Origin of the sequence: Pseudomonas sp. NCHU5216 (genome assembly GCF_052156495.1) — a bacterium.
In the GTDB taxonomy this organism is placed as follows: Bacteria; Pseudomonadota; Gammaproteobacteria; order Pseudomonadales; family Pseudomonadaceae; genus Aquipseudomonas.
The window spans coordinates 17256-30914 of record NZ_JBQLIX010000038.1 but is presented as its reverse complement, the minus strand read 5'-3'; the positions used below and the strand labels follow the sequence as shown (position 1 = coordinate 30914).

Genomic DNA, 13659 nt, shown 5'->3' with positions numbered 1-13659 from the left:
ATATTTTCTCCCGTTCCATTCATTGGGCGGCGTCGACCCAGCGCGCGCCCGCATCAGGCTTCTTGAGTTTTCTCGTTCATGTCTACTGCCCATCTGACCCGTGGCAGCGTGGCTTACCGGCGCGCCACCCTGGCGCTGTTCTGCGCCGGTTTCGCCACCTTCGCCATGCTCTATTGCGTACAGCCACTGCTGCCATTGCTGGCCGCGCACTTTCGCGTGTCGGCAGCCAGCAGCAGCCTGGCGCTGTCGCTGACCACCCTCAGCCTGGCGCTGTGCCTGCTGGTATCCGGTGCGTTGGCCGAGAGCTGGGGGCGCAAACCGGTGATGGTGGCGGCGCTGGGCCTGGCGGCGCTGCTGGGGATCGCCTGCGCGCTGGTGGAGCAGTGGAGCAGCCTGCTGATCCTGCGCACTTTGCTGGGCTTGGCATTGAGCGGTCTGCCGGCGTTGGCCATGGCCTATGTCGGCGAGGAGTTCGACCCGCAGTCCCTGCCAGCGGCCATGGGGCTGTACATCGGCGGCACGGCCCTGGGCGGTTTGCTCGGCCGTCTGCTGGCCGGCCTGCTCAGTGATATCGGCGGCTGGCCCTGGGCGCTGGGCGGCATCGCCGGGCTGGGCCTGCTGGCGCTGGGCCTGTTCGTCTGGCTGCTGCCGCCATCGCGGCATTTCACCGCGCAGCCACTGTCGCCCCATGGCTTGCTGCGCAACTTCGCCCTGCACCTGGGCAATCCACGTCTGCGGCTGCTGTTCGCCCTGGCGTTCCTGCTGATGGGCGGCTTCGTCGCGCTGTTCAACTACGTAGGCTTTCGCCTGGCCGGCGCGCCCTTCAACCTTTCGGCGACGGTGATCGGCCTGCTGTTCGTGGTCTATCTGCTGGGTATCTTCAGCGCCGGTTGGGCCGGGCGGCTGGTGCCTCGCTTCGGCGCGCGCCAGGTGATGCTCGGCAGCATCGCCCTGATGCTGCTGGGCGTGGCGCTGTGCGCAACGCCCTGGTTGAGTGCGGCCGTGGCCGGCCTGGCGCTGTTCACCCTGGGCTTCTTCGCCGCCCATGCGGTGGCCAGCGGGCAGGTCGGGGTGCATGCGCAGGGGGCCAAGGCGCAGGCTTCGGCGCTGTACCTGTGCGCGTATTACCTGGGATCGAGCCTGGTGGGGTATCTGGGTGGTTATGTCTGGGAGCATGCCGCCTGGCTGGCGCTGCTGGCCGTTCTCGCCTCCCTGTTTCTGCTGGCAGCGGCTCTGGTGCGACGTTTATAGGTCGTTCGCTGCCCATTCAGTGCAGGTTCAAGGAGGGTTCAGCAGGGATTCAGTAGTCTTCGCACAGACTCGTTGGCGAGTTGATCGCAACGGCAACGAGAGGAACGATTCGATGAAAGTCATACTGAACCGTATCGCACTGAGCACTTGCCTGGCGCTGGGCGCTACCGCCGCCAAGGCCGATGACAATTTCCTCGGGCTGACCTGGGGGCAGACCGACAACAACATCCAGAAGTCCAATGCGCTGAATGCCAACCTGGACGACCCCAAGCTGGACAAGGTGATCGATGGCACCGGCACCTGGGGTGTGCGCATTGGCCAGCAGCAGGGTGATGGCCGCTACTACCTGAGCTACGAGAATTTTTCCGACAGCTACAGTGGTTACAAGCTGCGCCAGCAGAACCTGCTGGGAAGCTACGACCTGTTCTTGCCGCTGGGTGAAAACGGCACCAAGCTGTTCGGTGGCGTGAGCGGCGGGTTGGTCAAGCTGGAGCAGGAGAGCCGGGGCTTCTCCCGTGACAGCGATATCGGCCTGGCAGCCGGTTTGCAAGCGGGTGTCGTGCAGGAACTGGGCAGCAATACGTCGATCGAAGGCGGATATCGTTATCTGCGTACCAATGCCAGCACCGAGATGGCGCCGCATGGTGCGGGCAAGGCCGGGTCGCTGGATCTGCACAGCAGCTCGCAGTTCTACCTGGGTGCCAACTACGCCTTCTGACGGCGGACTGCGATTCACGGGCCGGGCGTATGCCCGGCCTTCGTATAACTGAAAAAAGAGGAGGGAACACAGATCATGAAATTGTTGGTGGTGGAGGATGAGGCCCTGTTGCGTCACCACCTGTTCACTCGTCTCAGTGAAAACGGTCATGTGGTCGATGCCGTGCGTACCGCCGAGGAGGCCTTGTACCGCGCGGACAACTTCAATCACGACCTGGCCCTGGTCGATCTCGGCCTGCCGGGCATGAGTGGCATCGACCTGATTCGCCAGTTGCGCAGCCAGGACAAGCACTTCCCGATCCTTATCCTCACCGCGCGCGGCAACTGGCAGGACAAGGTGGAGGGGCTGTCCTGTGGTGCCGACGATTACCTGGTCAAACCCTTCCAGTTCGAGGAGCTGGAAGCGCGCCTGAACGCCTTGCTGCGGCGCTCGTCGGGGTTCACCAAGTCGACCATCGAAACCGGTGAGCTGGTGCTGGATCTCAACCGCAAGCAGGCCACGGTCGGTGAGCAATCGTTGCAACTGACGGCCTACGAATACCGCATCCTCGAATACCTGATGCTCCATCACCAGCAGGTGATCGCCAAGGAGCGCCTGATGGAACAGCTCTATCCCGGCGACGAGGAACGTGATCCGAACGTCATCGAGGTGCTGGTCGGGCGGCTGCGGCGCAAGCTCGAGACGGCATTGGAGAGCAAGCCGATCGAGACTGTGCGCGGCCAGGGGTACATGTTCAACGAGCGCTGCAAGTGAGGCGCGCGCGCGACATTCTGCATCGTCTGCGCGCCCGTTTCGGCTCGCTGCGCCTGCGTCTGATGCTCGGCACGGCGGCGCTGGCGGTGTTGTTCATGCTGTTGTTGATGCCGGTGCTGCAGGGGGTGTTTCTCAACGCCCTGGAGCAGACCGTGGAAAAACGCCTGGCCTCCGACGCCGCCGCGCTGATCTCGGCCGCACGCATCGAGGATGGCCAGTTGCGCATGCCGGACAAGATGCCGGACGAGGAATTCGACAACCTCGACTCGCATCTGCTGGGGTTCATCTTCGACCGCGACGGCAATCTGATCTGGCGTTCGCGCTCGTCCCTGTACGAGCTGGTGCGTTACCTGCCGCGCTATGATGGGCACGGTCATGAGTTCGTGCGTATCCACGACGACCACAATGGCCAGGAGTATTTCGTCTACGACATCGAAGTGGATCTGCTGCGCGGCGATGAAACGGCGCTGAGTATCGTCACCATGCAGCCGACGCGGGAATACCAGACCCTGTTCGATGGCTTCGCCTGGAAGTTGCGTCTGTGGCTGGGCCTGGCCCTGATGGTGTTGCTGGGGCTGCTGTGGTTCGGTCTGACCTGGGGCTTCCGCAGCCTGCGCGGCTTGAGTGACGAACTCGATGGCGTCGAGGCCGGTACCCGCCAGCGCCTGAGTGATGAGCATCCGCGCGAACTGCTGCGCCTGACCAGTTCCCTCAACCGCCTGCTCGACAGCGAACGGCGTCAGCGCGAACGCTACCGTGACTCTCTGGAGGATCTTGCCCATAGTCTGAAGACGCCCCTCAGCGTGTTGCAAGGCATCGGCGAGACGCTCACCGCGCAGCCGGAGAACCGCGAGCAGGCGCAACTGATGCAGGCGCAGATCGAGCGCATGAGCCAGCAGGTCGGCTATCAGTTGCAGCGCGCCAGCCTGCGCCGCAGTGGCCTGGTGCGTCATCGCGAGCAGGTCTGGCCATTGCTCGATGGTCTGTGCAGCTCGCTGGACAAGGTGTACCGCGACAAACGCGTGGAGGCGACCCTGGAGGTGCCCGAGTACAGCCAGGTGAGCATGGAGCGTGGTGCGCTGATGGAACTGCTCGGCAATCTGCTGGAAAACGCCTACCGGCTCTGCCTGCATCAGGTGCGGGTGCGCCTGGAGCCGCTGGCGGACGGTTGCCTGCTGACCATCGAGGACGATGGCCCCGGGGTGCCGGCCGATCAGCGCGCCCGCGTGCTGCAACGTGGCGAGCGCCTGGATGTGCAGAACCCGGGGCAGGGCATCGGCCTGGCGGTGGTCGAGGACATAGTCGAGAGCTACGACGGCGAACTGAGCCTGGAGGATTCCGAGCTCGGCGGGGCCTGCTTCCGCGTGCGCCTGTACGACTGAAACGGGCCGCCTTGCTACTGAGTCGCCGCTGAAGCGCCTGCCATGGTTCGCCTTTCACTCGAAATGGGAGGGGCTTCAGCCGCGACGGCTCCGATTGCCCGCCCTTTGGCGCGCGGTGCAAGACATCCGGGGCAAAACCCGGATAATGGCGGCCATTTCGTTTTGCTTGCCGGTGCCGCTCCATGGAAATCAAGGTCAACTTTCTCGACAACCTTCGCCTCGAAGCCAAATTCGACGACTTCACGGTGATCGCCGATCAGCCCATCCGCTACAAGGGCGATGGCTCGGCGCCGGGGCCGTTCGACTATTTCCTGGCGTCCTCGGCGTTGTGCGCGGCGTACTTCGTCAAGCTGTACTGCCAGACCCGCGACATCCCCACCGAGAACATTCGCCTGTCGCAGAACAATATTGTCGACCCGGAGAACCGTTACGCGCAGATCTTCAAGATCCAGGTCGAGCTGCCGGCCGACATTTCCGAGAAGGATCGTCAGGGCATTCTGCGTTCCATTGACCGCTGCACGGTGAAGAAGGTGGTGCAGCAAGGCCCCGAGTTCGTCATCGAGGAAGTCGACAACCTCGACGCCGATGCCCAGGCGCTGCTGATGCCGGTAGCCGATACCTCCACCTACATTCCCGGCAAGGATCTGCCGCTGGAACAGACCATCGCCAATATGTCGGGCATCCTCGCCGAGCTGGGGATGAAGATCGAGATCGCCTCCTGGCGCAACATCGTGCCCAACGTCTGGTCGCTGCATATCCGCGATGCGCAATCGAACCTGTGCTTCACCAATGGCAAGGGCGCGACCAAGGAGGCTGCCCTGGCCTCGGCGCTGGGCGAGTTCATCGAGCGGCTGAACTGCAACTTCTTCTACAACGACCAGTTCTGGGGCGAGGACATCGCCAGTGCCGAATTCGTCCATTACCCCAACGAGCGCTGGTTCAAGCCGGGGCCGAAGGACGCACTGCCCGAGGAAATTCTCGACGAGCATTGCCTGGCCATTTACGACCCGGATGGCGAGCTGCGTGGCTCGCATCTTTATGACACCAACTCGGGCAATACGCTGCGCGGCATCTGCTCGCTGCCGTTCGTGCGCCAGAGCGATGGCGAGACGGTGTACTTCCCGTCCAACCTGATCGAAAACCTGTATCTCTCCAACGGCATGAGCGCCGGCAACACCCTGGCCGAGGCCCAGGTGCAGTGCCTGTCGGAGATCTTCGAGCGGGCGGTCAAGCGCGAGATTCTGGAGAACGAGCTGTGCCTGCCGGACGTGCCGCAGGCCGTGCTGGCCAAGTACCCGGGCATAGTCGCTGGCATTAAAGGCCTGGAGGAGCAGGGCTTTCCGGTGCTGGTCAAGGATGCCTCGCTCGGTGGCGAATTCCCGGTGATGTGCGTGACCCTGATGAACCCGCGCACCGGCGGCGTGTTCGCCTCCTTCGGCGCGCACCCGAGCTTCGAGGTGGCGCTGGAGCGCAGCCTGACCGAACTGCTGCAGGGGCGCAGCTTCGAGGGCCTCAACGACCTGCCGCAGCCCACCTTCGACAGCCTGGCGCTGACCGAGCCGAACAACTTCGTCGAGCACTTCATCGACTCCAGCGGCGTGGTGTCCTGGCGCTTCTTCGGCGCCACGCCGGACTTCGAGTTCGTCGAATGGGACTTCTCCGGCGAGGGGGCCGACTCCAATGAACAGGAAGCCGCGACCCTGTTCGGCATCCTCGAAGCCATGGGCAAGGAAGTCTACGTGGCCACCTATGCCGACCTCGGCGCCAACGCCTGCCGCATCCTGGTGCCCGGCTACTCGGAGATCTACCCGGTCGAGGATCTGATCTGGGACAACACCAACAAGGCGCTGCTGTTCCGCAAGGACATCCTCAACCTGCACGCCCTCAGCGACCGCGAACTCAAGTCGCTGCTGCGCAACCTGAACAACGCCGAGGTCGACGACTACACCGACATCACCACGCTGATCGGCGTCGAGTTCGACGACAACACGGTGTGGGGCCAGCTCACCATCCTCGAGCTGAAGCTGCTGATCAACCTGGCGCTGAAGAAATACGACGACGCCAAGGAGCTGGTCGAGGCCTTCCTGCAGTACAACGACAATACCGTCGAGCGCGGCCTGTTCTATCAGGCGGTCAACGCCGTGCTGGAGATCCAACTGGACGACGAGCTTGAGCTGGCCAACTACGAGCACAACCTGCGGCGCATGTTCGGCAACGAGCGCATGGACGCGGTAATCGGCTCGGTGGACGGCAGCGTGCGCTTCCATGGCCTGACCCCGACCAGCATGCAGCTCGAAGGCCTGGACAAGCACCTGCGTCTGATCGACAGCTACAAGAAACTGCACGCGGCCCGTGCGCGCGCGGCAGGCTTGAGCTGAGGCCTACTGGCCAGCGCGGTAGGTGCCGGGGGTCAGCCCCGTCCATTTCTTGAACGCGCGGTGGAACGCCGAGGGCTCGGAAAACCCGAGCTGCTCGGCGATGCTCTCGATGGTCATCTCGTTGCGACCCAGGTAGTAGATGGCCAGATCGCGGCGCAGATGATCCTTGAGCTCCTGAAAGCTGCTGCCTTCCTCACGCAGGTGCCGACGCAGGGTCTGCGGACTGGTGTGCAACTGCTGGGCGACCCGCTCAAGATCCGGCCAGGTGCGGCAGTCGCGGCCGAGCAGGCGGCGAATCTGGCTGATCAGGCTGGCACCACCATCGGGGCGGGCCAGCAGGTCGGCGGGGGAGTGCAGGAGAAACTGCTTGAGGGTGCGCTCGTCCTGCAGCAGCGGCATGTCCAGGTAGCGCGCCTGGAACAGCAGGCTGTTGTACCCGGCGGCAAAGCTCCTGGGGCAGGGGAACAGCAGGTCGTACTCGGCGGCATGGGCAGGTTCGGCATGGGCGAAGGTGGCTTCTTCCAGGCGGATGCGCTGGCCGATCAGCCAACTGCCGAGGCGGTGCCAGATCACCAGCAGGCTTTCCAGCAGGAAGTGATCCGGATCCCACAGCGCGCTGTCGTCCACGCTCAGGCGTGCCCAGTCGCCCTCGCGCTGCAAACGAATGCGTGGAGCTTCGGGAAACAGACCATAGAACAGCACGCCGCGGTTCAGCGCCTTTTCCAGCGTGCGGCAATGGATGATGGCGTGCCCCATCATGGCAAAGGTGCCGCGCTTGCTCGGCAGCTTGCCGAAACCCAGGTACTCGTCGTCGAGGGCTTCCCAGAGCAACTGCACCAGGCGGGTGAACTGCTCGGGGGCGACACGCGCGCGGGGCTGTTGGAGGATGGCCGACTGGATGCCGGCCTGGCGCAGCAGCTCGTCGCAGGGCCGGCCATGGCGCTGCGCGCCACGCAAAGCGGCCTGGACGAAGTGGCTGGCGATGGAGCGTTCACGCATGGAGGGCGGGCCTTTTTTGCTGGCGATGGTAGCCAGTGCCGTGCCTGGGGAACAAGTGTGGCTGGTAGTGGTGCGGCTGCCGGTTGCCAGCCTGGCGCTGATTCTCAGCTTCGGCGGCTTCATGCCCGAGACTTGGGTTATGGTCAGTCTGGTCGGGGATAGCTTGGCCGGCCTGTCCCGTACAGAGTCTCCATTGGCCTGACTCCTTCGCAGGCTCTTTCTGGCATGGCGGGGTTATTGATACCGGACTGGTAATGAAGTCGGGATGGGGTCGTCGAGTTAAACCAATAGTTCATTCGCGTAGGCGTGACGGGACGCCGGCCACTCGGAAGCAGTACGCTGTTGGGAGTATTGGACGTAGGTTGTGGTGCCGAACTGGGCATGGCCCGGCGGACTGTTCGCTTCGCTCCTGAGTCCGCCCTACGGCTGACCAGCACTCCGCGCTACCTCTGGGGTTACCTCGGGTTCAGGCGCGTGCAGAGCCCGCCCAGGAGGGCGAACGGAATCGTCGTGGAAGAGGTTGAGCGGCATGGATGCCGCGAGAGCCGCGATGGGCCATGGATGGCCCACCGCGGCGGGCCTCTGGAGCGACGATGGAGTGAGCGAACCCTGGCGAAGCCAGGGCCGGATGATCGGGCGGAAGGTTTTGGTTACTTTGCCCGCAAAGTGACTCGCCCGGGAGGGCGAAACCAAAAACATCAGCAAAAACGCGGCAATTCGGAACAGACCACAGAACAACCAATACAAACTTGCCAGTCCGGTATCACCACCTACTTTGGCCGAATGAGTCAACCGCACCTGAGCGCATGGGTCATTGAGCGGCATGCGGCGGCACACCTAACCTTCGCCCGATAACGAGCAGCGGAGGATCCGCCCCATGCAGCGCAATCATTTCGACACCGAGCACAACCTGTTCCGCGATGCCTTCGCGGCGTTCCTCGACAAGGAGGTGGTGCCGCATCAGGAAGAGTGGGAGGCCGCCGGCGTGGTCGATCGCAGCGTGTGGCGCAAGGCCGGCGAGATGGGCTTTCTGCTGCCCTGGGCCGACGAGCAATACGGCGGCGCCGGGCTCAAGGATTTCCGTTACGAGCAGATCATGTGCGAGGAGCTGGCGCGCATCAACGAGCCCGGTTTCATGATCCCGCTGCACTCGGCCCTGTGCGGCCCCTATATCGCCGAGTACGGCAGTGCCGAGCAGAAGGCGCGGTTCATGCCGGGCATCGTCAGCGGCGAGACCATCCTCGCCGTGGCGATGACCGAGCCGTCTGCCGGCTCCGACCTGGCCGGCATGCGCACCACGGCGGTGGACAAGGGCGATCACTGGCTGCTCAACGGCTCCAAGGTATTCATCTCCAACGGTTACCTGGCTGATCTGGTGATAGTCGCGGCCAAGACCGACCCGGCCAACAAGCACGCCATGGGCCTGTTCCTGGTGGAGCGCGGCATGCCCGGCTTCGAGCGTGGCAAGAAGCTGAAGAAGCTCGGCATGCACAGCCAGGACACCGCCGAGCTGTTCTTCAACGACGTCAAGGTGCCCAAGGAGAACCTGCTGGGCGATGCCAAGGGCGGCTTCTTCTACCTGATGAACATGCTCGCCCAGGAGCGCCTGACTAACGCCTGCGGCGCAGTGGCCGGGGCCGAGGCGGCGCTGCAGACCACCCTCGATTACGTCAGGGAGCGCCAGGCCTTCGGGCGTCCGGTGGCGCACTTCCAGAACACCCGCTTCAAGCTGGCGGAAATGCGCACGCAGGTCGACGTGGCGCAGGTCTTCACCGACCGCTGTGTGCTGGATCACAACCAGAAGAAACTCACTCCGGAAGTGGCCGCCGAGGCCAAGCTCTTCACCACCGAGCTGCTCGGCAAGGTGGTGGACGAGGGCGTGCAACTGCATGGCGGCTGGGGCTACATGTGGGAATACCCGATCTGCAAGATGTACGCGAACGCGCGTATCCAGCGCATCTTCGCCGGCACCTCGGAGATCATGAAGGAGATCATCAGCCGTGGTATGAAGCTGTAGGGCGCCGCAGGGCGCGCAGGCGTTACCGGCCATATCACACACAGGAAATGGGAGTCGCCATGTCCGGCCCACTGTCTTCGCTGAAAATCCTCGACTTCTCCACCCTGCTGCCGGGGCCGTTCGCCTCCTTGCTGCTGGCGGACATGGGCGCCGAGGTGCTGCGCGTGGAGTCGCCCACGCGCCTGGATCTGGTGCGGGTGCTGCCGCCGCACGAGGGTGGCACCTCCACCAGCCATGCCTATCTCAATCGCAACAAGCGCAGCATCGCCCTCGATCTCAAGCGGCCCGAAGCGGTGGAGCTGGTCAAGCAACTGGTGGCCGAGTACGACATCCTGCTCGAACAGTTCCGCCCCGGCGTGATGGACAGGCTGGGGCTGGGCTACGAGGCGCTCAAGGCGATCAATCCACGGCTGATCTACGTCTCCATCACCGGCTACGGGCAGACCGGGCCTTATCGCGAGCGCGCCGGGCATGACATCAACTATCTGGCCCTGTCCGGCATCGCCAGCTACACCGGGCGCCGCGACAGCGGCCCGCTGCCCCTTGGCGTGCAACTGGCGGATCTTGCCGGTGGTTCCCTGCACGGGGTGATCGGTCTGCTGGCCGCCGTGGTGCAGCGCCAGGCCACGGGCAAGGGGCAGCAGGTGGACGTGAGCATGACCGACTGCGCCTTCAGCCTGCACGGCATGGCCGGCGCCGGTTACCTGGGGGCGGGAGTGGAGCCGGCCATGGAGAATCAGCCGCTCAATGGCGGCAGCTTCTACGATTACTACCGCACCCGTGACGGCCGCTGGTTCGCCGTGGGCAGCCTGGAGCCGCAATTCATGCAGGCTTTCTGTCAGGCCATCGGGCGGCCGGAGCTGGCGGCTCGTGGGTTGTCGCAGAAGCCGGAAGATCAGCAGGCGCTCAAGCGCGAGATCGCGATCGAGTTCGAGAAGCGTGATTTTGCCGAGTGGGGTCAGGTGTTCGCCGCGCTGGATGCCTGCGTCGAGCCCATGTTGCCGCTCTCCGAAGCGCTGAAGCATCCGCAGATCCGCGCCCGCGAGCTGGTCACCGAGGTGCCGCGCGAGGGGCTGCCGGCGCAGGCGCAACTGGCCTGCCCGTTGAAGTTCTCCGACGGCCTGCCACCGCCACGGCATGTAGGCGCGGCGCTCGGCGCGCACACCGAGCAGGTGCTGGCCGAACTGGGTTTCGATGCCGAAGGTGTGGCCAGATTGCGTGAGGCAGGGGTGTTTGGCTAGCAGGCTGTTGAAAAACTACCTGCGTTGGCAATACTGCGTTAAAAACAGCCTCAAAATGCTCATTTACAACACGTAAACCCGAGTGCGGGCCCAGTGCTTTTTTCGGCTGTTTTTGCGGGGCCGCCATCGGTATTGTCTTGCCTGCCTCGCCTACGTTTTTCAACGGCCTGCTGGGGGCTGTTGCTAGCTGCTGGTAACACCCTGCACCGGACTGGGCGTTTCGGGAACGAAATTGCCCTGATTCGGTGCAATTGCTGGTCGCAGTGATCGCTCGTTCTCCAGCGAAAACACCGATCTAGAGCGGCCGGCGATTTCATGGCCTGGCTCTTGCTTTGAACATCCGTTTGGATTTTTTCTGTTGATCACTGCTTTTTCTGTCTGTCAATATCTCCCGCCTGCGCATCCTGCGCTTCTGTAATTAGTTGTCGCATTGAAGAAATATCGCCTCATTGCCTGCCGCTAGAATGCCGCACACCCAGCCAAGGCCCCTTGTCGTCCACCCTGCACGACAGCGCAGCACTGCCTTCTACAACCCATAAAAGGCCCGGGCCCCTCACTGCCATCGATGCCATACCCAATTCGAAGGAGCAATTCATGAAGAAGATCGCACTGCTCGGCGCCTTGACGCTGTCCCTGTTGTCGCCCCTGGCCATGGCCGAGAAGCCGCTGCGCATCGGCATCGAGGCGGCCTATCCGCCCTTCGCCTTCAAGACCCCCGATGGCCAGATCGCCGGCTTCGACTATGACATCGGCAACGCCCTGTGCGAGGAGATGAAGGTCAAGTGCCAGTGGATCGAGCAGGAGTTCGACGGCCTGATCCCGGCGCTCAAGGTGCGCAAGTTCGACGCCGTGCTGTCGTCCATGTCGATCACCGACGATCGCAAGAAGTCCGTGGACTTCACCAACAAGTACTACGCCACCCCGGCCAAGCTGGCGATGAAGGCCGGTACCGAGCTGAAGGATCCGCTGGTCGACCTCAAGGACAAGAAGATCGGCGTGCAGCGCTCCTCGGTGTATGACCGCTACGCCACCGACGTCTTCGCCCCGGCCGGTGCTCAGGTGGTGCGCTACAGCTCGCAGAACGAAGTCTTCCTCGACCTGCAGGCCGGTCGTCTGGATGCCACCCTGGCCGACTCGGTGAATATCGACGACGGTTTCCTCAAGACCGATGCCGGCAAGGGCTTCGCCTTCGTCGGCCCCGATTTCACCGACGTGAAGTACTTCGGCGAAGGGCAGGGCATCGCCGTGCGCAAGGGTGACACCGCGCTGCGCGACAAGCTCAACGCCGCCATCGCGGCCATCCGTGCCAACGGCACGTACAAGCAAGTGCAGGACAAGTACTTCGACTTCGACGTATACGGCGAATAACTCCGACCTGCAGACGACCAATGGCACGGACTCCTGCGAGCCGTGCCATGCTTTCATGGCTACCTTTTCCAGGTGGCCTTCGTGGTGAGCCTGGCCGCCACCGCTGACCTTTCCACTGTGCTCCCTGGCGCCCTTGCGGTGCCTGACGAGGTATTCGCGCATGCTTCAAGGCTATGGCTCGACCATTCTCGATGGTGCCTGGCTCACGCTGCTGCTGGCGCTGACATCCATGGCGCTGGCCATCTTTCTCGGCCTGATCGGCGCGGCGTGCCGCCTGTCACCCATCAGGTGGTTGGCCTTGCTCGGCGAAACCTATGCCACGGTGATCCGTGGCATTCCCGATCTGGTGCTGATCCTGCTGATCTTCTATGGCGGCCAGAGCCTGGTGAACAGCGTGGCGCCGATGGTCGGCTACGACGATTACATCGACATCAACCCCTTCGTCGCCGGTGTGTTCACCATGGGTTTCATCTTCGGTGCCTACCTGTCGGAAACCTTCCGTGGCGCCTTCATGGCCATCCCCAAGGGGCAGGCCGAGGCGGGCTCGGCCTACGGCATGAGCGGCTCACAGGTGTTCTTTCGCATTCTGGTGCCGCAGATGATCCGTTTCGCCATTCCCGGCTTCACCAACAACTGGCTGGTGCTGACCAAGGCCACCGCGCTGATTTCCGTGGTCGGCCTGCAGGACATGATGTTCAAGGCCAAGAGCGCCGCTGATGCCACCCGCGAACCCTTCACCTTCTATCTGGCGGTGGCCGGCCTGTACCTGCTGCTGACCAGCGTGTCGCTGCTGGCCCTGCGTCTGCTGGAGAAACGCTACTCGGTGGGCGCCAAGGTGGCCGAACTATGATCTTCGACTATCAGATGATCTGGGAGAACCTGCCGCTGTATTTCAGTGGAGTGCTGGTGACCCTCAAGCTGCTGGCCATCTCCCTGAGCGTCGGCCTGGCGCTGGCCCTGCCGCTGGCGCTGATGCGGGTGTCGAAGTCGCCCTGGGTGAACTTCCCGGCCTGGCTCTATACCTACGTGATCCGTGGCACGCCGATGCTGGTGCAACTGTTTCTGATCTATTACGGCCTGGCGCAGTTCGAGTTCATCCGCGACAGCTTCCTCTGGCCGTATTTCTCCAGCGCCACCTTCTGCGCCTGCCTGGCCTTTGCCATCAATACCAGTGCCTACACTGCCGAAATACTCGCTGGCAGCCTCAAGGCCACGCCGCCGGGGGAGATCGAGGCGGCCAAGGCCATGGGCATGTCGCGCGTCAAGCTGTACCGGCGCATCCTGCTGCCTTCGGCGCTGCGCCGCGCACTGCCGCAATACAGCAACGAGGTGATCATGATGCTGCACACCACCTCGCTGGCCTCCATCGTCACCCTGGTGGATATCACCGGCGCGGCGCGCACCGTCTACTCGCAGTACTACATGCCGTTCGAGGCCTTCATTACCGCCGGCCTGTTCTACCTGGCGCTGACCTTCACCCTGGTGCGCCTGTTCAAGCTGGCCGAGCGCCGCTGGCTGGCCTACATGGCCCCGCGCAAGGCCTGATGCCATG

General features: G+C 63.5%; 12 protein-coding genes. 11 read left to right on the top strand and 1 reads right to left on the bottom strand.

Annotated elements, in window-relative coordinates; translation table 11 throughout:
* Positions 1-78: 78 nt before the first annotated feature.
* The 5 genes from ACSVIK_RS21130 (at position 79) to ACSVIK_RS21110 (ending at position 6482) form a co-directional block, all read left to right on the top strand.
* Positions 79-1251, top strand: coding sequence for an MFS transporter (locus ACSVIK_RS21130; protein WP_442446172.1), 1173 nt, complete (start codon positions 79-81; stop codon positions 1249-1251).
* Positions 1252-1363: 112 nt separating this feature from the next.
* Complete coding sequence (locus ACSVIK_RS21125) at positions 1364-1969, top strand: hypothetical protein (protein ID WP_442446171.1); 606 nt, start codon at positions 1364-1366, stop codon at positions 1967-1969.
* Positions 1970-2044: 75 nt separating this feature from the next.
* Complete coding sequence (locus ACSVIK_RS21120) at positions 2045-2722, top strand: response regulator (protein WP_442446170.1); 678 nt, start codon at positions 2045-2047, stop codon at positions 2720-2722.
* Positions 2719-4104, top strand: coding sequence for an ATP-binding protein (locus tag ACSVIK_RS21115; protein WP_442446169.1), 1386 nt, complete (start codon positions 2719-2721; stop codon positions 4102-4104). Before ACSVIK_RS21120 ends, ACSVIK_RS21115 begins: the two co-directional genes overlap by 4 nt.
* 182 nt (positions 4105-4286) lie before the next feature.
* On the top strand, positions 4287-6482 hold the full coding sequence (locus ACSVIK_RS21110) for an OsmC domain/YcaO domain-containing protein (protein WP_442446168.1): 2196 nt from the start codon (positions 4287-4289) through the stop codon (positions 6480-6482).
* Between the two features lie 3 nt (positions 6483-6485).
* Here ACSVIK_RS21110 and ACSVIK_RS21105 read toward each other — a convergent pair whose 3' ends face one another.
* Positions 6486-7481 carry an AraC family transcriptional regulator gene (locus ACSVIK_RS21105; RefSeq protein WP_442446167.1) on the bottom strand — a complete coding sequence of 332 codons (996 nt, stop codon included), beginning with the start codon at positions 7479-7481 and terminating at the stop codon, positions 6486-6488.
* Between ACSVIK_RS21105 and ACSVIK_RS21100 the strand changes: the two genes are divergently transcribed.
* From ACSVIK_RS21100 to ACSVIK_RS21075, 6 genes are all read left to right on the top strand, one after another.
* Positions 7465-7683 (top strand): hypothetical protein, encoded by a 219-nt coding sequence (locus ACSVIK_RS21100; RefSeq protein WP_442446166.1) that lies wholly within the window; start codon positions 7465-7467, stop codon positions 7681-7683. The two genes, ACSVIK_RS21105 and ACSVIK_RS21100, sit on opposite strands and share 17 nt — an antisense overlap.
* 675 nt (positions 7684-8358) lie before the next feature.
* Complete coding sequence (locus ACSVIK_RS21095; protein WP_442446165.1) at positions 8359-9498, top strand: acyl-CoA dehydrogenase family protein; 1140 nt, start codon at positions 8359-8361, stop codon at positions 9496-9498.
* A 59-nt stretch (positions 9499-9557) separates the two neighbouring features.
* Entirely contained in the window at positions 9558-10739 is a 1182-nt protein-coding gene (locus ACSVIK_RS21090; RefSeq protein ID WP_442446164.1) for a CaiB/BaiF CoA transferase family protein, read from the top strand.
* A 594-nt stretch (positions 10740-11333) separates the two neighbouring features.
* On the top strand, positions 11334-12107 hold the full coding sequence (locus tag ACSVIK_RS21085; protein WP_442446163.1) for an ABC transporter substrate-binding protein: 774 nt from the start codon (positions 11334-11336) through the stop codon (positions 12105-12107).
* 160 nt (positions 12108-12267) lie between these two features.
* On the top strand, positions 12268-12957 hold the full coding sequence (locus ACSVIK_RS21080; RefSeq protein ID WP_442446162.1) for an ABC transporter permease: 690 nt from the start codon (positions 12268-12270) through the stop codon (positions 12955-12957).
* Entirely contained in the window at positions 12954-13652 is a 699-nt protein-coding gene (locus tag ACSVIK_RS21075; protein WP_442446161.1) for an ABC transporter permease, read from the top strand. Before ACSVIK_RS21080 ends, ACSVIK_RS21075 begins: the two co-directional genes overlap by 4 nt.
* Positions 13653-13659: the final 7 nt, after the last annotated feature.